The organism is Martinezella miluonensis (genome assembly GCF_900094545.1).
Classification (GTDB): Bacteria; Pseudomonadota; Alphaproteobacteria; order Rhizobiales; family Rhizobiaceae; genus Rhizobium; species Rhizobium miluonense.
In genome coordinates this window covers 47,894-67,349 of record NZ_FMAH01000036.1, presented here as the reverse complement: position 1 = coordinate 67,349, position 19,456 = coordinate 47,894, and the positions used below count along the sequence as shown (strand labels likewise).

The following is a 19,456-nucleotide window of genomic DNA, read 5'->3' as shown; positions in this document are numbered from 1 at the left end:
CACATCGTCTCCACATTACGCCGGCATTCACGCTCCAGTCGCCGGGAGGAGCGCACCTCGTTGAAATAGCCGTAGATGTAGAGCTTCAGCAGATCACGCGGATCGTAGGGGGGACGACCTGTCGAGGCCTCAACCGCTCGCCTGAATCCGAGCTGCGCAACATCAAGCCCATCGACAAAGGCATCGATCACCCGCACCGCAGCATCTGCCGCAACGTAATCCTCGATCCGGGCTGGCAACAGCGACGTCTGACCCCGATCAGTCCCTGAAATGTATCCCATGAAAATGGCCGCATCGTTTCCAATGCGGCCACCTTAATTGATTTGCCGGACTTCTCACACAGGCTGATATGTGCCGGCCTTTGAACGTTGGGGCCCACGCCGGGATTTACTGGATCGATCCGACCGCTATCGGATCGACGTCGGCGCGCTTCAAGGTAACGCCGATGACGGGCACCATCTGTTCGCCAACCTTGACCGAGATCGTGACGTTCATCGACTTGCTGTCGGAAACGCGGGCGATCATGGCGCCGTTGAGCTTCTGGCGATTGAGGCCGAGAACGACGGTGCCGTCATTGACCGTGCCGGACGTCACATCAAGTCCCTTGCCGGCTGCGCCATCCAGGAACTTTCCGGAATAGGAGCCGCCGCTCTGTGTGATTTCTGCCGACATCGGCTGCTGGAAGACGCCGACGCGGCAGGTGCCATCGAGCTTCACACCGGTGCTGCTGCCATCGATCGGCTTGCCTGTGAGGCTGCAGGTGAACTTCGTGCCCTTGTACTTGCCGGCGACGATTTCGCCGGGGCCGTTCCATAAGCCGGAGACGGACTGGAAGAATGCCTTGTCGCGGGGAGCCGCGTCGGCTGATTGCACCCAAGCACCGGTGGAGAGGGTCGCGGCGGCAAAGCCGCTTACAAGAAGAAATTGACGCGAAAACATGGACATTCCCTAGCGAGGCGGAACGGTAAAACTGGTTGTTACTTTTGCCTTAGAATGGTTAATGCTTGGTTTCCGAGGCCCTGCAGTGCCGGATTTACGGGCGTTTAGGTTGCGGAGCGCCCGGTCATATTCGGCGTGAGATCGCCGGCGAAGTCGGCAATACCGGGCCGCTTGAGCGCCTTGAAGGAGAGCGGCCGGCAGAGATCCATCGCTGCGATGCCGATTCTTGCCGTCATCATGCCGTTGACGACGCCTTCGCCGAGTCGCGCCGAAAGTTTGGACGCCAAACCGTGGCCGATTAGCTGCTGAACGATGCTGTCGCCGACAGCAATCGAGCCGGTAACGGCCAGATGGGCTAGCACGTCGCGCATCAGTCTGACCATGCCGAGCGTGCCGGGCCTGCCGCCATAGAGCTCCGCCATGGCGCGAACCAGCTTGGCGGCCTCATAGAGAACGTAGAGAATATCGACGAGGGCGCGCGGGCTGACGGCCGTCACGACCGAGACGCGTTTCGAAGCGCCGAGAATCAACGTCCGGGCGCGACGGTCGAGCGGCCCGAGCAGCTCACGTTCGGCGAGCTCGATCAGCTGCGGCGCGTCGATGATGTCGTCTTCGGCGGCCTTCAGCGTCGCGCGTCCTCTGGCTGTTTCCGGGTTGGTCTCCAGAATTGCGCAGAGACGCTTCACCAGCGCCTTGGCGCGCGCCGGTCGTGTCTCGACGATCGCGGCTTCCGCCTCCGCCTTGATCGATTGTACCGCAGCCAGCCGCATCATGCCGGCGGTTTCCCTGACCACGATGGCGAGCACGGCGAGGATACCGATGGCGACTGCGGCAAGGGCGGTATAGCCGAGCCAGTCGGCGCGGCTGAACAGGTTGCGGATAAGCTGGTCCGTCCAGAGCCCGAAGGCGAGCGATATCAGTACGCCGAGCGCGCTCAGCGCTACCTTGCCGAAGGACAACCCGCGATGACGGGGCTTCGCAACAGCATTTCCCGCAAGCGTCGGATCGACGGCAGGGCTGATGAAGGGATCTTCTTCGTCCGGGGTCAGGACGATCTCGGTGTCAAAGCTTTGCGGCTTGCGGCGCAGCACTTCGGGGCCGGCCTTGGCACTCGTATTCGCTTCGCTCGGCCCCACGGAAAAGGCTGCCGGGCGGCGGGCGCCGCTGTTGGGATCGTTTTCGGTCGGTTTCGTCATGCGAGACGGTCTCCGAACAGGAACTGCATGGCACGATCAAGCCGGATGTGCGGTACTGATAGCTTGATTCCGCCACCGGTTTCATCCAGCTCCGGCGGCCGGAAGCGGACGACATTTACGTCCGGCAAGTGGACCTTGGCCCCATCCGATTCAAGGGCTTCGAACAGCCAGCGCGGATTTTCAGGGAGATCGCCGGGGAATACCGCCGTTTTACGGTCGCCGTCGAAGATTTCGCCTGCGATCGTTTCCTTGTCCATCGGCGTACCGACGATGACGGGAAGCATCTGCCCATCGCGCGTGACCGTTGCTTCGCGCGTGGCGCGCACGGAAGCGATTGCCATGACTTCGATGCCGGCGCCGGCCATGCCGATGCGTTCGACCGCGCGCTCGACCAGGCGCCGCGTCAGCGCCTCCAGCCGGTCGTGGCTCTCGTGGTGCAGGTGATCGGCCTTGGTGGCGGCGACCAGGACGCGGTCGATGCGCCGGCCGAGCAGCGAGGAAAAGAACGAGTTGTTGCCGGGACGGAAGCAGGCGAGCACGTCCGTCAGCGCGCGTTCGAGATCCTGCACGGCTTCCGGACCGCGATTGATGGCCTGCAGCGCATCGATGAGCACGATCTGGCGGTCGAGGCGGGCAAAGTGCTCGCGGAAGAAGGGTTTGACCACGACCGATTTATAGGCCTCGTAGCGACGCTCCATCATCGCCCAGAGCGACCCCTTCGGGGCGCTGCCCTCGGCGGGAAGCTTAAGCGGTGCGAAGGTTAGCGCCGGAGAACCATCGAGATCGCCGGGCAGCAGGAAGCGGCCGGGCGGCAGCGTAGAGAGCGAGCGCTCGTCGGATTTGCAGGCCTTGAGATAATCGGAAAAAGCGGTGGCAAGATCGCGCGCCTTCATTTCGTCGGCGGCCGCGGTAATATCGGCACTTTCGGTTCTTGCCAGCCAGTTGCGGGACAGCTCGGCGCGAATGCCGGTCTCGGCCAGCGCCAAGGTGTCGCTGCTGAAGGCTCGGAAATCCTTTCCGAGCAGGGGGAGATCGAGCAGCCATTCGCCCGGATAATCGACGATATCGATGGAAAGTCGGCCTGGGGAGAACAAGCGGTTCCAGCCGCTGGCGCTTTGATAGTCTAGCGTGATGCGCAGCTCGGAGATCGCACGCGTCGAATCCGGCCATATGCGCTCTTTGACCAGTGCGCGGATATGATCCTCATATTGAAAGCGCGGCACGGCGTCGTCCGGCTGGGGCTCGAGGCGAGCCGCCGAAACGCGGCCCGATTGTACCGGCTCGAACAAGGGCAGGCGTCCGCCATTCAGCAGATTGTGCAACAGCGACGAGATGAACACGGTCTTTCCGGAGCGGGAGAGCCCCGTCACCCCCAGCCGAATTGTCGGGTTGACGAGCCCGGCTGCGCGATCTGCGAGATTGTCGAAGGCGATGAGGGCGTCGTCGGTAAAGGAGGTCAGGCTTGGGGGCAAGGCGGGATCCCTGGGTGACAGCGTGACCGTGAATATAGGAAGCGAATCTTGCGCGGAAAAGATGAGCGAGCAAAGCGAAGACCGAGCTGGCTCGCTTCAGGCGCTTATCCCTATTTGGTGACAAATTCCGTCAGCGACCAGCCGGTCGATGCCGCGTCGACGACCGCGAGGCCGGCAGTCGGAAAGCCGTGCGGGAGGGCGGCTGCCAGGGCCTTGTGACCGATCAGAGCTTCCAGCGTCTGCTCGATGGTCGGATTATGCGCCACGAGCATGACGGACTGCTGATCCTTTTGCGACGCGATAAGCGAAAGGTAGATGTCCAGCGTTCCATTATAGACGGCATCGACAAAGCGGAATTCGGTGGAGGGGCTGACGACGCGGCGCATGGCCTCGGCCGTCTGGCGGCAGCGCAGCGCCGTCGATGAGATGACCAGATCTGGCTTGTAGTCTTTTTCGGCGGCCTTGTCGGCAACGATTTCTGCTGCGGCGTAACCGTTGTTGCTCAGAGGACGATCGAAATCCTTCTGTCCGGGTGCGGCCCGCTGAGCCTCTGCATGACGCAGGAGATAGATACGTGATGGCGGCGGCGAGATGCTGGTCATGATGAAATTCCGAAGCTCTATTTTGTCAATGACGTAACGTCTCCCTGCCCATGCCGTCAACCGCGGTGATGCCGCCCGAATCGAGCGGGAGCACCGGCTCGCGCAAAGGTTACCGGCACGCCAAATTTGGGTCGTTGCCAATATATGGTGAAAAATTAGACGCTTAGCCGAAATTTATGACAAATTTAAAAATCAGTTGACAGCCTCTATTTGGCTTGAACCGGCACTATTGGTTGGGATATACAGCCCGCCATATGAGATGTTCTTCAGGAGAATCGCGTTGAGTGAGAAGATCGATCTTAGCAATTACGTGCCCTCGGAAGACGAGGAGTTCATGAACCTAAATCAGCGAGCTTATTTTCGAGCGAAGCTGATCGCCTGGAAAAACGATATCCTTAGAGAAGCGCGCGAAACCCTGGACCATTTGGCAGAAGAAAGCGCAAACCATCCCGATCTCGCCGATCGGGCTTCCTCAGAAACAGACCGGGCCATCGAACTTCGGGCTCGCGACCGCCAGCGTAAACTTATCTCGAAAATCGACGCTGCACTGCAGCGTATCGAGGACGGCACTTACGGCTACTGTGAAGAAACCGGCGAGCCGATCGGCCTCAAGCGTCTCGACGCACGTCCGATCGCCACCTTGTCGATCGAAGCGCAGGAACGCCACGAGCGCCGCGAGAAGGTCTATCGCGACGAGTAATGGAACGGTCGATCTTGACCGGAACAAAATAAAAGGCACGGCGCTCCAAACGCCGTGCCTTTTTTGATTCGCAGGCGTTTCGGGCCGCGCTCTATTTCGGGCCGCGCTCTATTTGTCGCGGCTGACGCTCATTTCACCGAAGATGCGGGCCACTTCTTTCTGAAGGGCGCTGTCCGCTCCGGTCATCGGGGCCAGTTCGGGTTCGACGCGTTGCGCTGGGCCTGGAACTTGAGAGGGTGCGGTCACCGGCTGCTGTTGAACCTGCCGCTGCGGCGGAACGCTTGGAATAATCCGTTCCGCAGTCAAATTCTTCGACATTTCCGCTTCGAGCACGCGCTGGAAATCATTGCCGGTATCAGCGGGGGCCGGAACGGGGGCGAGCGGCGTGATGGTCGGCTCGACGGCTGCCGGTCGTATAGGCTGCGGCGGCAGGACGACATGGCGGGCTGCGTCCAAGATGTCGGCGGCTTCGGCTTCGGTGATGGCGGGTGCCGGCTGCGATGCGCGCTGTGGCGGCGGCGCGACGGGCTGAGGGGCACGTTCAACCGGCTGCGGCGCCGGCCTTGGCGGCGTTGGAGCGGCCGACTCGGCGCGCAGATAGGCTTCGATCTTTTCCTCTGTCGACTGCTGCCGTTGCGCAGGAAGCGCGACGGGCGGGCTATCGAGCTCGCCGACCTTTTGCAGCGGCTGCAGCCGGCTTTCGAATGCGACCGGAGCTTCGAGCGATGCCGCTGCTCCTGCCCGAGTGGGATCCGAGATGCCGGATTCGATGACAATATCGGTCGGGCCGCCGATCATGATGAGGTGTTCGATGCCGTCGCGCCGGACGAGCACGAGACGGCGGCGCGCATCGACGGCGGCGGCATCCAGCACCTGCAGGCGCGGCTGGCGGTTCTTGCCGCCGCGGACAAAGGGTGAAGGTGCCCGATTGCGCACAATCCAAAGAATGCCGATCAGTACGAGAAGGGCGAGGCCAACCCCGCCGGCTGCAAGGAAAAAGCGGCTGCCATAGGCTCCGGCGATGTCGTCCCACATGTCGAGATACTCCGTATTTGTCCCCGATGTCGCGGCCTATGCGCAACTACAATAAGGCAGATGCCTTGACCGTGGACTTTCTATGCGGCGATCATATGGACAGGATCAAGCCCGATACAAGATGTGATTGCAGCCTCCGTGGCTCTCTTGCTTGTGAATTCAAGCCTTTCTGGCCCCGCAAAGCTTTTTGCCTGTCATGCAAATTGGTAAAGAAGATTCGAAAGGTCCGACTCTGGCGATCCGAAACGTCTATGACATGTCGCGAGGAGAATGGCGGAGACGAGGGGTTTATGACGAAGCAGCGTCCGTCCGACGAGTATAGCGTGCCGCTGGTGGATCGCGGGGTTCGTTCCGGCACAGTGCTGCGCATCATCCTGCTTGCGCTTGTTCTCGTGGCAGCAGCAGCTGCCTTCGTCGTCTTCAAGAGCCAGCTCGACAATGAAGCCGTGCTCGGAGGCCTAGGCATTCTTGCCATGGTCGGCATCTTCTTTCTGGTCTCCTCGATCATCGGCTTCGTCGAGGTCATGCCGCAGCCCCAGTCCGATAGCCTGGCGCGCTCGTTCCTGAACAGCCATCCGGACGGGACGCTGATAACGGACGAGAAAAGCCGCATCGTCTATGCCAACGCCGCCTATGGACGGCTGACCGGCGCCAGCAAGGCGACCGAGGTGCAGTCGCTCGAGACGCTGCTCTCCCGTAACCGTGAATCAAACGAGGCTCTCTATCGTCTGGCCAATGGTTTGCGTGACGGCAAGGAGGGATCGGAGGAATTCCGGCTGCTGAAACCGCTCGGTCCTTTCAATGGAATCGGGCAGGGGGCGCATTGGTATCGATTGAAAGCGCGGGTGCTGCAGCCGGAGCAGGGCGGCAACAAGGCGCTGCACATCTGGCAGATCACGGATATCACCTCCGAGCGCGACGATCAGGAGCGCTTCTTCAAGGAATTGCAGAACGCGATCGACTATCTCGATCACGCACCGGCTGGTTTCTTCTCCGCCGGCCGCAAGGGCGAGATCTTCTATCTCAATGCGACGCTGGCGGAGTGGCTGGGCTTCGATCTGACGAAGTTCGTACCCGGTTCGATGACAATCGGCGATCTCGTCGCCGGCGAGGGGCTGGCGCTGATCCAGTCGGTTCAGGCCGAGCCTGGCTTCAAGAAGACGGTGACGCTCGATCTTGATCTTCGCCGCTCCAACGGCCAGAGCCTGCCCGTGCAGATCGTCCACAGCGTCACATCGATGCGCGACGGCGCCCCGGGCGAAAGCCGCACTATCGTCTTGACGCGGCAAAACGGCGGCGACACCGAACAATCGGCTTCGGCCGCGGCAATGCGCTTCAGTCGCTTCTTCAACAACACGCCGATGGCGATCGCTTCCGTTGACGGTACCGGCCGCATCCTGCGCACCAATGCGCCATTCCTGAAGCTGTTCTCGGATCTGGTGTCACGCGACGACATCGAGCGTGGAGCAGCGCTGGAGACCGTCGTCAACGAGAGCGACCGATCGCGGCTACACCAGGCGCTTGCCGCCGCCAAGGACCGGCAAGGCGATATCCCAGCGATCGACTCCCGCAATCCGAAAGACGAGACGCGGCATTTCCGATTCTATATCAATGCCGTTATCGACCAGACCGACGAGGCGCCGGAAGAGGCTGCGATCGTCTATGCCGTGGAGGTGACCGAGCAGAAGGCGCTCGAGACGCAGATGGCGCAGACGCAGAAGCTGAACGCTGTGGGCACGCTCGCCGGCGGCATCGCGCACGATTTCAACAACGTACTGACCGCGATCCTCTTGTCTTCCGACCATCTGCTGCTGCAGGCGCGGCCCTCCGATGCCAGCTTTGCGGATTTGATGGAAATCAAGCGCAACGCCAATCGAGCGGCCGTGCTGGTGCGGCAGCTGCTCGCCTTCTCGCGCAAGCAGACCATGCGGCCGACAGTCCTCAACCTCACCGATGTGATCGGCGATCTGCGCATGCTGGTCGACAGGCTGCTGTCGGGCACGCATGTCAAGCTGGATGTCGATTACGGCCGCGATCTCTGGCCGGTGAAGACGGATCTTTCGCAGTTCGAGCAGGTGATCATCAATCTCTGCGTCAATGCGCGCGACGCGATGCCGGGCGGTGGCATGCTGACGCTGCGAACACGCAATCTGCTTGCGGCCGACGTTAGCGCCTTCAATTATCCCTATCTGCCGCATGAGGACATGGTTCTCATCGAAGTCAGCGATACCGGCACCGGTATCGCGCCCGAAATCATGGACAAAATCTTCGAGCCTTTCTTCACGACCAAGGAAGTGGGCAAGGGCACCGGCCTCGGTCTTGCGATGGTCTATGGCATCATCAAGCAGTCCGGCGGTTACATCCAGCCGGAATCGGAAGTCGGCAAGGGAACGACTTTCCGCATCTTCCTGCCGCGCCACATCGTCGAAATGCTTGCGGTGACCGAAGCGAAAATGCCGGAAAGCCGCGATGTTGCGGCCATGGACCAAAGCGTTGCGGCGGTCGTTCCGGCAGAGGAGCCGGCCGACCTGACGGGCAAGTCCGCAGTGGTGCTGTTGGTCGAGGACGAGGAGGCGGTGCGTCGCGGCGGCAAGCGCATGCTCGAGACGCGCGGCTATACCGTCTACGAGGCCGGCTCTGGCGTCGAGGCGCTCGATATCATGGACGAGCTCGACGGGCAGGTCGATGTCGTCGTATCCGATGTCGTCATGCCTGAAATGGATGGCCCGTCGCTGCTGCGCGAGCTGCGCAAGAAATATCCCGATATGAAGTTCATCTTTGTGTCGGGTTATGCGGAGGATGCTTTTGCCCGCAACCTGCCGGCCGATGCGCAATTCGGCTTCTTGCCGAAGCCGTTTTCGCTGAAGCAGCTTGCCGTGGTCGTGCGCGAGACGCTGGACAAGAACTAGCGCATGTCGCGCAAAAGCGTGCAGCGGTTTTGCGACAACGACATGCGCAAAATCAAAGACCTAAAGCGCGAGAGGCGAATCTGAAAGATCGCGACGCGCTTTAGGTGAGGGGCGATTTTCGCCTCTCGATGTTGCCGATTGCAATGCAAAGGTGCTATCAACCGTACATGATCGACCTTGCCAAGCCCATTTGCCAAATGTGGTGGCGCTCCTTCTAGGAGCGGCAGTCGTCATGTGTTGAAATCGACCCTGCCGCCGTGATCCGGCAGGCATCGCCATTTCAGTTTCCTTCCCGATTGCGGCGGCTCCTTTTGCGGAGCAAAGAAATGTTTTCTCCTATCGATACCCGTCCCGTTATCCTGACGGGCGACCGGACCACCGGTCCTCTCCATCTTGGCCATTATGTCGGCTCCCTGAAGAGCCGCGTTGCGCTTCAGCGCAGCCATCGGCAATTTCTGCTTTTGGCCGATAACCAGGCCTTGACCGACAATGCCGGTGGTCTTGAAAAGGTCCGACGCAACGTTCTCGAGGTTGCCATCGACTATCTCGCCGTCGGCATCGACCCGGCGCTGACGACGATCTGCGTTCAATCCGCTTTGCCGGCGCTGGCGGAATTGACGCTGCTCTACCTGAACTTCGTCACGGTCAGCCGTCTGGAGCGCAATCCGACGATCAAGACGGAAATCCAGCTTCGCGGCTTCGAACGCGATGTGCCGGCTGGCTTTCTTTGCTATCCGGTCTCACAGGCGGCCGATATTACCGCTTTCAAGGCGTCGGTCGTTCCCGTCGGCGAGGATCAAACTCCCTTGATCGAGCAGACCAATGAGATCGTTCGTCGTCTCAATCGACAGATCGGGCGCGATGTTCTCGTCGAGGCTGCGGCCATGGTGCCAAAGGTGGGGCGCTTGCCCGGTGTCGACGGCAAGGCGAAGATGAGCAAATCCCAGGGCAACGCCATCCCGCTTTCGGCCTCGCCCGACGATATCAGAGATGCGGTGCGGCGCATGTATACCGATCCGGGTCACCTGCGCGTCAGTGACCCCGGCAAGGTCGAGGGAAACGTCGTCTTCACCTATCTGGATGCCTTTTGCGATGATCGACAATTGGTCGATGATATGAAGGCGCATTATCGTCGCGGCGGGCTCGGCGATGTCACTCTGAAGAGGCATCTTGAAGACATCCTTCAGGCACTGCTCGCTCCGATCCGCGAGCGCCGTGCGCGCTACGCTGCCGAGCCGGACTATGTCATGGGGATCGTACGCGAGGGTACGAGAAAGGCGAGAGAGACGACTGAGGCGACGCTTGTGGAACTGCGATCTGCACTGGGCCTGTTTACCTTGGCCTGAGCTACCCCTGGAAAGGGGAATTACCCCTTCCCGGAATCGCAAAAGAAAACGGCCTGCCGTTTCGGTGAAACGACAGGCCGCGCGATAGCGTGATAGCTCTGATTATTCCGCCAGAGCGACGGCGATTTCGGCGGCAAGGCGCGCATTGTTTTCAACGAGCGCAATGTTGGTCTTGAGGCTGCGGCCTTCGGTGATGTCGAAGATGGTGCTGAGCAGATAGGGCGTAACAGCCTTGCCGGAGACTTCGTCGCGCTCGGCGCTGTCGATGGCCCGCTCGATATAGATTTCCATTTCCTCGCGCGGGATTTCGTCGGCTTCAGGAACAGGATTGGCGATCAGCATGCCGCCATCGATGCCGAGCTGTTCGCGCGTCATCTGGAAGTTGGCGATAGCGGCCGGGCTATTCAGCGTCAGCGGGCTCGCCAGACCGGAAGAGCGCGACCAGAAGGCCGGGAATTCGGTGCTGTCGTAAGTCACGACCGGAACGCCGCGGGTTTCCAGCACTTCGAGCGTCTTCGGAATATCGAGGATCGCCTTGGCGCCGGCGCAGACGACGATGACGCCGGTGCGGGACAGCTCTTCAAGATCGGCAGAAATATCGAAGCTCTCTTCTGCGCCGCGATGCACGCCGCCGATGCCGCCGGTGGCGAAGACCTTGATGCCAGCGCGGGCTGCGGCGATCATGGTGGCGGCGACGGTGGTTGCGCCGGTGCGGCGCTCGGCGATCGCAAAAGCGAGGTCAGCGCGCGAAACTTTCATTGCACCCTCCGTCTTGGCAAGGGCTTCCAGCTCTTCCGGCTCAAGACCGATATGCAGGGTGCCGTGAATGACGGCGATGGTCGCCGGCACCGCGCCTTCCTGCCGGATGATCGCCTCGACGCTGCGAGCCATCTCGATATTGCCTGGGTAGGGCATGCCATGGGTGATGATGGTCGATTCCAGGGCGACAAGCGGCGCGCCGCGCAGCTTGGCGGCGGCAACTTCCTTCGAATAGGAGATCGGAAGCAGTGGCGAGATAGGCTGAGTCATTGTCGTTTCCAATTCACTGAAACAATTTAGGCGTTTTGAAGAGGCTTCATGACAGAATTTCGGCCTTGGGAACAAGGGCCAAGGTCGTCTTTAGCAGCTCGGGGGAGAGATTTTCTGCAGTCGCAAAGGGCGACTGCACAGTGATCGCCGCGGCGGCTGCGCCATGGCGGACGGCTTCGCCGAGATCGTGGCCGGCAAGCAGGGCCGAGAGTACGCCCGAAGCAAGTGAATCGCCCGCTCCGGTGACATCGGCGACATTATCGACGATGGGCGGCTGCAGGCTGATCACTGCGTCATGGGAGAAAGCGACCAGCGCGCGCTTGCCGCGGGTGATTACCCCATTGCGCAGGCCGAGGGCACGCAACGCTTCCACCCATTCGCGCGGGTCTTCCGGGCGGTTTTCGGTCAGTGCGGCTGCCTCCGCCTCGTTGAGGAACAGATAGTCGATGCCCGGGAGGCTTGGCTTCAAACGCACGACCTTTGCCGGTGAGATTGCGATGGCGGCGACGGGCTTGCCGCAGAGGAAGGCTTTTGTCGCAATCGTCGCCAAAGTCTCGGCCGGCAGATTGGCGTCGCAGAGAACGAGGTCGGCCTCGTCAAAAGCTTCGCGAACGGCGCGAATCGCCAGACGGCGTGGGCTGAACAGCTTGTAGAGTTCCATATCCGCAAGGGCGATGACCAGGTTACCGTCATGTTCGAGGATCGCGGTGTAGCTCGGCGTTTTGCGGTCGAGGAAAACAAAAGGCCTGTCATCGATGCCGGCATGGCTGGCAGCCTCCGCGACCATCTCGCCCGAGGGGTCGCCGCCGCGCGGCGAGATCATCCGGACTTCGAAGCCGAGGCGGGCGAGATTGCGGGCCGCATTGAAGCCGCCGCCGCCGGGTTCTTCGAACCAGGCTCCCGGATTGCTGGCGCCCGGCGCCGTCTCGCCGAAGATGCGGCCGCGCCGATCGACATGAGCGCCGCCGAGAACGAGAATCTTCTTCGCCATATGGTTTTCCTCAGCAATCAAAAAAAGCGAATCGAGCCGCCAGTCGACATGATGGAACCTATGGTTCCGGATATGTAAGTATCTGGTAAGAAAGGAGAAAACAAAAGTAGAACGAAATTCATTTTACCTTTTTCTTTCAATCGCTTGTTGTGCTCTTGCGATAAGAGAACAAATAGAGTACAGAATTCTCATCAGCGGCGACATTGCTAGAGCGGCTTCAATAACCTAAAGGTGGATCGAATGTCTCAGAATTCTTTGCGGCTTGTAGAGGACAAATCGGTGGATAAAAGCAAGGCACTTGAAGCGGCACTCTCTCAAATTGAGCGGTCGTTCGGCAAGGGCTCGATCATGAAGCTCGGTTCTAACGAGAACGTGGTCGAAATCGAAACGGTTTCCACGGGTTCTCTGAGCCTCGATATCGCCCTCGGCATTGGCGGCTTGCCGAAGGGACGCATCATCGAAATCTACGGGCCGGAAAGCTCGGGTAAGACGACGCTGGCTCTGCAGACCATTGCAGAGGCCCAGAAGAAGGGCGGCATCTGCGCCTTCGTGGACGCGGAACATGCGCTCGATCCGGTCTATGCCCGCAAGCTGGGCGTCGATTTGCAGAACCTGTTGATCTCGCAGCCGGATACCGGCGAGCAGGCGCTTGAAATCACCGATACGCTCGTGCGCTCCGGTGCCATCGACGTTCTCGTCGTCGACTCCGTTGCGGCATTGACGCCGCGAGCCGAAATCGAGGGCGAGATGGGCGACAGCCTGCCGGGCCTGCAGGCTCGTTTGATGAGCCAGGCGTTGCGCAAGCTTACGGCTTCGATCTCGAAGTCCAAAACCATGGTGATCTTCATCAACCAGATCCGCATGAAGATCGGCGTCATGTTCGGTTCGCCGGAAACGACGACCGGCGGTAATGCGCTGAAGTTCTATGCCTCGGTTCGCCTCGATATCCGCCGCATCGGCGCGGTCAAGGAGCGCGAAGAAGTGATCGGCAACCAGACTCGCGTCAAGGTCGTCAAAAACAAGATGGCACCTCCCTTCAAGCAGGTCGAGTTCGACATCATGTATGGCGAAGGCGTTTCTAAGACGGGCGAGCTGGTCGATCTCGGCGTCAAGGCCGGCATCGTCGAAAAGTCCGGTGCCTGGTTCTCCTATAACAGCCAGCGCCTCGGCCAGGGCCGCGAGAATGCGAAGATCTTCCTGCGCGACAATCCGGATCTCGCCCGCGAGATCGAATTGTCGCTGCGCCAGAATGCCGGTCTGATCGCCGACCGCTTCCTGCAGAATGGCGGTCCGGATGCCGATGATGGTGATGATGCGAGCGAGTAACGATTTCCGGGAGCAATTTCCGGCTTGATACGAGACTAAAAGCTGAAACCGGCCGCATTGTCCAAGGGATGTGCGGCCGGTTTTGTTCGTGCGGCTGGACAGCGCCCGGAGCGAACGATAAAAGCCACTGACTTTGACGCAAGTTGTTGACGGCAGTACTGAAGGGCCCCCTATGAGCGGTGTGAATGAAATCCGGTCGACCTTCCTCGACTATTTTAAGAAAAACGGTCACGAGATCGTGCCGTCGAGCCCGCTCGTACCGCGCAACGATCCGACATTGATGTTCACCAATGCCGGCATGGTGCAGTTCAAGAACGTGTTTACCGGCCTGGAGCCGCGTCCCTATACGACGGCCTCGACGGCGCAGAAATGCGTACGCGCCGGCGGCAAGCACAACGACCTCGATAATGTCGGCTACACCGCGCGCCACCACACCTTCTTCGAGATGCTCGGCAATTTCTCCTTCGGCGACTATTTCAAGGAGCGTGCGATCGAGCTTGCCTGGAACCTGATCACCAAGGAATTCGGCCTCGATGCCAAGCGCCTGCTGGTCACGGTCTACCACACCGACGACGACGCCTATAATCTGTGGAAGAAGATCGCCGGCCTTTCCGACGACAAGATCATCCGCATCGCCACCAGCGACAATTTCTGGGCGATGGGCGATACCGGCCCCTGCGGCCCCTGTTCCGAGATCTTCTATGACCATGGCGATCACATTTGGGGCGGCCCTCCGGGCTCTCCCGAGGAAGACGGCGACCGCTTCATCGAGATCTGGAACCTCGTGTTCATGCAGTTCGAGCAGGTTACCAAGGAACAGCGCATCGACCTGCCGCGCCCGTCGATCGATACCGGTATGGGGCTCGAGCGCGTTGCCGCCGTTCTGCAGGGCAAGCATGACAACTACGATATCGACCTGTTCCGCGCGCTGATCGAGGCCTCGGAAGAGGCAACCGGCGTAAAGGCCGAGGGTGAGCATCGCGCCAGCCATCGCGTGATCGCCGACCATCTGCGCTCCTCCGCCTTCCTGGTTGCTGACGGCGTGCTGCCGTCGAACGAAGGCCGAGGCTATGTTCTGCGCCGTATCATGCGCCGCGCCATGCGCCATGCGCAGCTGCTCGGTGCCAAGGAGCCGCTGATCTGGAAGCTGCTGCCGACGCTGGTTCAGCAGATGGGCCGTGCCTATCCCGAGCTGGTGCGTGCCGAAGCGCTCACATCCGAGACGCTGAAGCTCGAAGAGACCCGTTTCCGCAAGACGCTGGAACGCGGCCTGTCGCTGCTCAACGACGCGACCTCGACGCTGCACAAGGGCGACAGCCTGGATGGCGAGACCGCCTTCAAGCTTTACGACACCTACGGCTTCCCGCTCGACCTGACGCAGGACGCGCTTCGCGCTCGCGGCATCGGCGTCGATATCTCCAGTTTCACGGATGCCATGGAGCGCCAGAAGGCCGAAGCGCGCTCGCATTGGGCCGGCTCCGGCGACAAGGCGACGGAGACCATCTGGTTCGAGCTCAAGGAAAAGTTCGGCGCGACCGAATTCCTGGGCTACGACACGGAAACGGCCGAAGGCGTCATCCAGGCGATCGTCAAGGATGGTGTCGCCGTCGATAGCGCCTCCGCGGGTGACAAGGTGCAAATCGTCGTCAACCAGACGCCGTTCTACGGCGAATCCGGTGGTCAGATGGGCGATACCGGCATGATTACGAGCGACCACGGCAAGCTCGCCGTCGGTGACACCCAGAAGAAGGGCGAAGGCCTTTTCATTCACAGCTCGGAAGTCTCCGAAGGCAAGATCAAGGTCGGCGACGCCGTCGTCCTGACGGTCGATCACAACAGGCGCTCGCGCCTGCGCGCCAATCACTCTGCCACCCATCTGCTGCACGAGGCTCTTCGTGAAGTGCTGGGAACGCATGTGGCGCAGAAGGGTTCGCTGGTCGCGCCTGAGCGCCTGCGCTTCGACGTTTCCCATCCGAAGCCGATGTCAGCTGAGGAGCTGAAGGTCGTCGAGGATATGGCCAACGAGATCGTTCTGCAGAATTCGCCAGTTACGACCCGCCTGATGAGCGTCGACGATGCGATCGCGGAAGGCGCGATGGCGCTGTTCGGCGAGAAGTATGGCGATGAAGTCCGCGTGGTGTCGATGGGGCAGGGTGTTCGCGGCGCCAAGGCCGGTAAAGCCTATTCCGTCGAGCTTTGCGGTGGCACGCATGTGTCTGCCACGGGCCAGATCGGTCTCGTACGCATTCTCGGCGAGAGCGCCGTCGGTGCTGGTGTGCGCCGCATCGAAGCTGTGACCGGCGAATCCGCACGCGACTATCTCTCCGAGCAGGATGAACGCGTGAAGAACCTCGCCTCAACGCTGAAGGTTCAGCCGGCGGAAGTCGTTTCGCGCGTCGAAGCCCTGATGGACGAGCGCCGCAAGCTGGAGCGCGAATTGGCCGATGCCAAGCGCAAGCTGGCCATGGGCGGCGGCCAGGGCGGCTCCGCCGACGCGGTGCGCGACGTCAATGGTGTCAAGTTCCTTGGCAAGGCGATCTCTGGCGTCGATCCGAAGGATCTGAAGGGTCTGGCGGATGAGGCCAAGGCAGGTCTCGGCTCGGGCGTGGTCGCGCTGATCGGCGTCTCGGAAGACGGCAAGGCCAGCGCCGTCGTTGCCGTCACCGAGGACCTGATCGGCCGTGCGAGCGCCGTCGATCTCGTCCGTATCGCCTCGGCCGCTCTCGGTGGCAAGGGCGGCGGCGGCCGTCCCGATATGGCTCAGGCCGGCGGCCCGGATGGCGCCAAGGCCGACGAAGCGATCGAGGCGATTGCCGCGGCACTCGCCGGCTAACAACATACAATTTATGGTGATGGTAAAGGTGGCGGATGCTTCGGCATTCGCCACTTTTATTTGCGCGCCCAACTCCGCAGGATTTGTCAAATCGGGTTATGGTCTTGTCGGGCCGATCGATTTGCAAGAGGTTTGACATGAATGGTGGAACGGCGTGGACGCTTTACGAGACCCGGTTGCGGCGGGTTTCGGCCTATATCCACGAGCATCTGGATGACGAGCTCGATATGGAAAAGCTCGCCGAGATCGCCTGCATGTCCAGCTATCACTGGCATAGGATCTATCGGGCAATTTATGGCGAGACGGCGGCGGCCACGGTCAAGCGGCTGCGGCTGCATCGTGCCGCCGGCGATCTCGTCAACACCCGTCTATCCGTCAGCGACATTGCAAAGCGGTCGGGCTATCCTAACCTCCAGTCGTTCAACCGCATCTTCAGATCCGTCTACGGCATGCCGCCGGCGCGATATCGGAATGAGGGAAGCCACACGATCTTCGAACCCAGCACCCAAGGAAGGATTACTGTCTTGTTCGACGTTACGCTTCGCACCATCTCCCCGATGTCACTCGTCGGTGTCGCCCATCGCGGCTCCTACATGCAGGTCGGCCAGGCTTTTGAGACACTTTTCGGCACTATTTTTGCCCGTGGCCTTGCCGGGCCGGACATGCGCATGATCGGCATCTATCTCGACGATCCCGATGTCGTCAAAGTGGATAAGCTGCGCTCCTATGCCTGCGTCACGGCAGGAGAGACCGTCGTCGCCGATGCTCCGTTGGAGCGGCGCTCGCTCGAGGGCGGCGAATATGCCGTGCTGCGCCACAAGGGGCCATACGCAAACATGCACAAGGCCTATCAATGGCTATATGCGCAATGGCTGCCAGCCTCCGGGCGACAGCTGCGCGATACCGTCATGTTCGAGGAATATATCAACAATCCGCGCGACGTGCCGCCGACGGAGCTTCTGACCGATATCTATATGCCGCTGCAATAGCGGCATATAGTACTGTCGGTTGAAGTTCTTTCTTCAGTGCCTTGTTTTCTCAGGCGTTTGTCTGCTTCGGCATGGCAGCGTTGTCGATTTCGTTGCCGCGGCGATAGGCGTCGCGGTCGCTGACCCGGCTCCAATAATCGATGAAAGCCTGGCGTTTCTCGATGGTGCCGAAGTTGAGGCCCCAGCCGACATGCGAGCCGACATAGACGTCGGCGGCCGTAAAGCGGTCGCCGGCGATGAACGGCGAGGCGCTGACGGCCTGTTCCAGAGCGTCGAAGATATGGTCGAGGCTGCCGCATCCGGCCATGCGCAGGCGTTCCGCGGGAATTTCGAAGCCCAGGGCGCGGTTGGTCACTGCCATCTCCATCGGGCCGGCAGCGAAGAACATCCAGCGGAAGTAGCGGCCTCGCTCGGCTGCTGTCGGCGCAAGGCCCGCCTGCGGGAACGTCTCTGCCAGATAGGCGCAAATGGCCGCGCCTTCGGTGACGACGGTATCGCCATGCTTGATCGCCGGTACCTTACCCATGGGGTTTATCGACAGGTATTCGGGCGCTTTCATAGTCGTGCCGTAGTCGAGATATTCGGTGCGGTAGGGCTGGCCGATCTCCTCGAGCATCCAGCGTGCTACGCGTCCGCGTGACATCGGGTTGGTATAGAAAACGAGTTCTTCAGCCATCTGTCTCTCCCTTTTTGTCGGGCGCATTGTTGCCACCGGTCGGCTGCGGCGGCAAGCTTCCGGGCAAAAGAAAACCCGGCACAGAGGCCGGGTTCTCAAAGGGTCCATTGTCGGCGAGGCTTAGGCAGCCATGGCCTTCTGGAGATTTTCGTCGATCTTGTCGAGGAAGGCAGTGGTCGAGAGCCACGGCTGATCCGGGCCGATGAGCAGCGCCAGATCCTTGGTCATGAAGCCGGCTTCGACGGTATCGACGCAGACTTTTTCGAGCGTGGAAGCGAACTTGGCGAGCTCGGCATTGTCGTCGAGCTTGGCGCGATGGGCGAGACCACGGGTCCAGGCGAAGATCGAGGCGATCGAGTTCGTCGAGGTTTCCTGGCCCTTCTGGTGCTGGCGGTAATGGCGGGTCACCGTGCCGTGGGCGGCTTCGGCTTCGACCGTCTTACCGTCTGGCGTGAGCAGAACCGAGGTCATCAGGCCGAGCGAGCCGAAGCCCTGAGCAACCGTGTCGGACTGGACGTCGCCGTCGTAGTTCTTGCAGGCCCAAACATAACCGCCGGACCACTTCAGTGCGGAGGCGACCATGTCGTCGATGAGGCGATGTTCATAGGTGATGCCGACTTCGTCGAACTGAGCCTTGAACTCGTTCTGATAGACTTCTTCGAAGATGTCCTTGAAGCGGCCGTCATAGGCCTTGAGGATGGTGTTCTTGGTCGACAGGTAGACCGGCCACTTGCGCATCAGGCCGTACATCATCGAAGCGCGGGCGAATTCGCGGATCGACTCGTCGAGGTTGTACATGGCCATTGCAACGCCGGCGCCGGGGGCGTCGAAAACGTCCTTTTCAATGACCGTGCCGTCTTCGCCGACGAACTTGATGGTCAGCTTGCCCTTGCCGGGGAACTTGAAGTCGGTGGCGCGGTACTGGTCGCCGAAGGCATGACGGCCAACGACGATCGGCTTGGTCCAGCCGGGAACGAGGCGCGGTACGTTCTTGCAGATGATCGGCTCGCGGAAGATGACGCCGCCGAGGATGTTGCGGATCGTGCCGTTCGGGCTCTTCCACATCTGCTTCAGGTTGAATTCCTTGACGCGATCTTCATCCGGCGTGATCGTCGCGCACTTGATGCCGACGCCGTGCTTCTTGATGGCGTTGGCGGCGTCAACGGTCACCTGGTCGTTGGTCGCATCGCGGTTTTCGACGGAAAGGTCATAATAGTCGATATCGATATCGAGGTAGGGGTAGATCAGTTTGTCTTTGATAAACTGCCAGATGATGCGAGTCATTTCATCGCCATCGAGATCGGCAACGGGGTTAGCGACCTTGATCTTCTTCATACTTCTGCCTCGTTTAAGCTGATGGGACCGGATTGTCCTGTGGGTAATGTGAAGTCTCGAGCGCTATAACACCGCAAG

The 19,456-nt window shown here is 60.7% G+C and carries 16 protein-coding genes; 6 read left to right on the top strand and 10 right to left on the bottom strand.

The features are described from left to right. The 5 genes from GA0061102_RS24280 to GA0061102_RS24260 all read right to left on the bottom strand — a co-directional run. Positions 1-281, bottom strand: a 281-nt coding sequence (locus GA0061102_RS24280; protein WP_139115100.1) for a transposase, incomplete at its 3' end; no start/stop codon positions are given. Positions 282-387: 106 nt separating this feature from the next. Continuing rightward, entirely contained in the window at positions 388-939 is a 552-nt protein-coding gene (locus GA0061102_RS24275) for a hypothetical protein (protein ID WP_092854005.1), read from the bottom strand. A gap of 104 nt (positions 940-1,043) precedes the next feature. Beyond that, on the bottom strand, positions 1,044-2,135 hold the full coding sequence (locus GA0061102_RS24270; RefSeq protein ID WP_092854004.1) for a YcjF family protein: 1,092 nt from the start codon (positions 2,133-2,135) through the stop codon (positions 1,044-1,046). Further along, the gene (locus tag GA0061102_RS24265) at positions 2,132-3,607 is read right to left on the bottom strand and encodes a YcjX family GTP-binding protein (RefSeq protein WP_092854003.1); all 1,476 of its coding nucleotides are present in this window, start codon (positions 3,605-3,607) and stop codon (positions 2,132-2,134) included. Before GA0061102_RS24265 ends, GA0061102_RS24270 begins: the two co-directional genes overlap by 4 nt. Positions 3,608-3,717: 110 nt before the next feature. After that, complete coding sequence (locus GA0061102_RS24260) at positions 3,718-4,209, bottom strand: SixA phosphatase family protein (protein WP_092854002.1); 492 nt, start codon at positions 4,207-4,209, stop codon at positions 3,718-3,720. A gap of 280 nt (positions 4,210-4,489) precedes the next feature. On the opposite strand from GA0061102_RS24260, the gene dksA reads away from it, so the two are divergent. Then, entirely contained in the window at positions 4,490-4,909 is a 420-nt protein-coding gene (gene dksA, locus GA0061102_RS24255; protein ID WP_004109001.1) for an RNA polymerase-binding protein DksA, read from the top strand. Between the two features lie 108 nt (positions 4,910-5,017). Here the strand turns inward: dksA and GA0061102_RS24250 are convergent, their stop codons facing one another. Further along, positions 5,018-5,944: a flagellar biosynthetic protein FliO gene (locus GA0061102_RS24250; RefSeq protein ID WP_092854001.1), complete on the bottom strand. Its 927-nt coding sequence runs from the start codon at positions 5,942-5,944 to the stop codon at positions 5,018-5,020. 26 nt (positions 5,945-5,970) lie between these two features. Here GA0061102_RS24250 and cckA point away from each other — a divergent pair, with 26 nt between their 5' ends. Both cckA and trpS read left to right on the top strand, forming a co-directional pair. Next, complete coding sequence (gene cckA / locus GA0061102_RS24245; protein ID WP_425348562.1) at positions 5,971-8,853, top strand: cell cycle histidine kinase CckA; 2,883 nt, start codon at positions 5,971-5,973, stop codon at positions 8,851-8,853. Positions 8,854-9,179: 326 nt separating this feature from the next. After that, positions 9,180-10,199 (top strand): tryptophan--tRNA ligase, encoded by a 1,020-nt coding sequence (gene trpS / locus GA0061102_RS24240; protein ID WP_092853999.1) that lies wholly within the window; start codon positions 9,180-9,182, stop codon positions 10,197-10,199. Between the two features lie 102 nt (positions 10,200-10,301). On the opposite strand, the gene GA0061102_RS24235 is transcribed toward trpS, so the two are convergent. Further along, complete coding sequence (locus GA0061102_RS24235; protein WP_092853998.1) at positions 10,302-11,228, bottom strand: pseudouridine-5'-phosphate glycosidase; 927 nt, start codon at positions 11,226-11,228, stop codon at positions 10,302-10,304. Between the two features lie 46 nt (positions 11,229-11,274). Then, entirely contained in the window at positions 11,275-12,219 is a 945-nt protein-coding gene (locus GA0061102_RS24230; protein ID WP_092853997.1) for a carbohydrate kinase family protein, read from the bottom strand. A gap of 240 nt (positions 12,220-12,459) precedes the next feature. Here GA0061102_RS24230 and recA point away from each other — a divergent pair, with 240 nt between their 5' ends. The 3 genes from recA (at position 12,460) to GA0061102_RS24215 (ending at position 17,367) form a co-directional block, all read left to right on the top strand. Next, complete coding sequence (gene recA, locus GA0061102_RS24225) at positions 12,460-13,545, top strand: recombinase RecA (RefSeq protein ID WP_092853996.1); 1,086 nt, start codon at positions 12,460-12,462, stop codon at positions 13,543-13,545. Positions 13,546-13,717: 172 nt separating this feature from the next. Next, positions 13,718-16,378 carry an alanine--tRNA ligase gene (gene alaS, locus GA0061102_RS24220; protein WP_092853995.1) on the top strand — a complete coding sequence of 887 codons (2,661 nt, stop codon included), beginning with the start codon at positions 13,718-13,720 and terminating at the stop codon, positions 16,376-16,378. 137 nt (positions 16,379-16,515) lie between these two features. Then, entirely contained in the window at positions 16,516-17,367 is an 852-nt protein-coding gene (locus GA0061102_RS24215) for an AraC family transcriptional regulator (RefSeq protein WP_092853994.1), read from the top strand. A 49-nt stretch (positions 17,368-17,416) separates the two neighbouring features. Here the strand turns inward: GA0061102_RS24215 and GA0061102_RS24210 are convergent, their stop codons facing one another. Both GA0061102_RS24210 and GA0061102_RS24205 read right to left on the bottom strand, forming a co-directional pair. Next, complete coding sequence (locus GA0061102_RS24210) at positions 17,417-18,043, bottom strand: glutathione S-transferase family protein (protein ID WP_092853993.1); 627 nt, start codon at positions 18,041-18,043, stop codon at positions 17,417-17,419. 120 nt (positions 18,044-18,163) lie between these two features. After that, a complete protein-coding gene (locus GA0061102_RS24205; RefSeq protein WP_092853992.1) occupies positions 18,164-19,378 on the bottom strand; it encodes an NADP-dependent isocitrate dehydrogenase in 1,215 nt (404 codons plus the stop codon). Positions 19,379-19,456: the final 78 nt, after the last annotated feature.

Bases quoted from the DNA above. Each gene is read 5' to 3' on its own strand.
- GA0061102_RS24210 (WP_092853993.1), bottom strand. From the start codon at position 18,043: ATGGCTGAAGAACTCGTTTTCTATACCAACCCGATGTCACGCGGACGC.
- GA0061102_RS24205 (WP_092853992.1), bottom strand. From the start codon at position 19,378: ATGAAGAAGATCAAGGTCGCTAACCCCGTTGCCGATCTCGATGGCGAT.
- trpS (WP_092853999.1), top strand. From the start codon at position 9,180: ATGTTTTCTCCTATCGATACCCGTCCCGTTATCCTGACGGGCGACCGG.
- GA0061102_RS24260 (WP_092854002.1), bottom strand. From the start codon at position 4,209: ATGACCAGCATCTCGCCGCCGCCATCACGTATCTATCTCCTGCGTCAT.
- alaS (WP_092853995.1), top strand. From the start codon at position 13,718: ATGAGCGGTGTGAATGAAATCCGGTCGACCTTCCTCGACTATTTTAAG.
- GA0061102_RS24215 (WP_092853994.1), top strand. From the start codon at position 16,516: ATGAATGGTGGAACGGCGTGGACGCTTTACGAGACCCGGTTGCGGCGG.
- cckA (WP_425348562.1), top strand. From the start codon at position 5,971: ATGTCGCGGCCTATGCGCAACTACAATAAGGCAGATGCCTTGACCGTG.
- GA0061102_RS24270 (WP_092854004.1), bottom strand. From the start codon at position 2,135: ATGACGAAACCGACCGAAAACGATCCCAACAGCGGCGCCCGCCGCCCG.
- GA0061102_RS24275 (WP_092854005.1), bottom strand. From the start codon at position 939: ATGTTTTCGCGTCAATTTCTTCTTGTAAGCGGCTTTGCCGCCGCGACC.
- GA0061102_RS24230 (WP_092853997.1), bottom strand. From the start codon at position 12,219: ATGGCGAAGAAGATTCTCGTTCTCGGCGGCGCTCATGTCGATCGGCGC.
- GA0061102_RS24250 (WP_092854001.1), bottom strand. From the start codon at position 5,944: ATGTGGGACGACATCGCCGGAGCCTATGGCAGCCGCTTTTTCCTTGCA.
- GA0061102_RS24235 (WP_092853998.1), bottom strand. From the start codon at position 11,228: ATGACTCAGCCTATCTCGCCACTGCTTCCGATCTCCTATTCGAAGGAA.
- recA (WP_092853996.1), top strand. From the start codon at position 12,460: ATGTCTCAGAATTCTTTGCGGCTTGTAGAGGACAAATCGGTGGATAAA.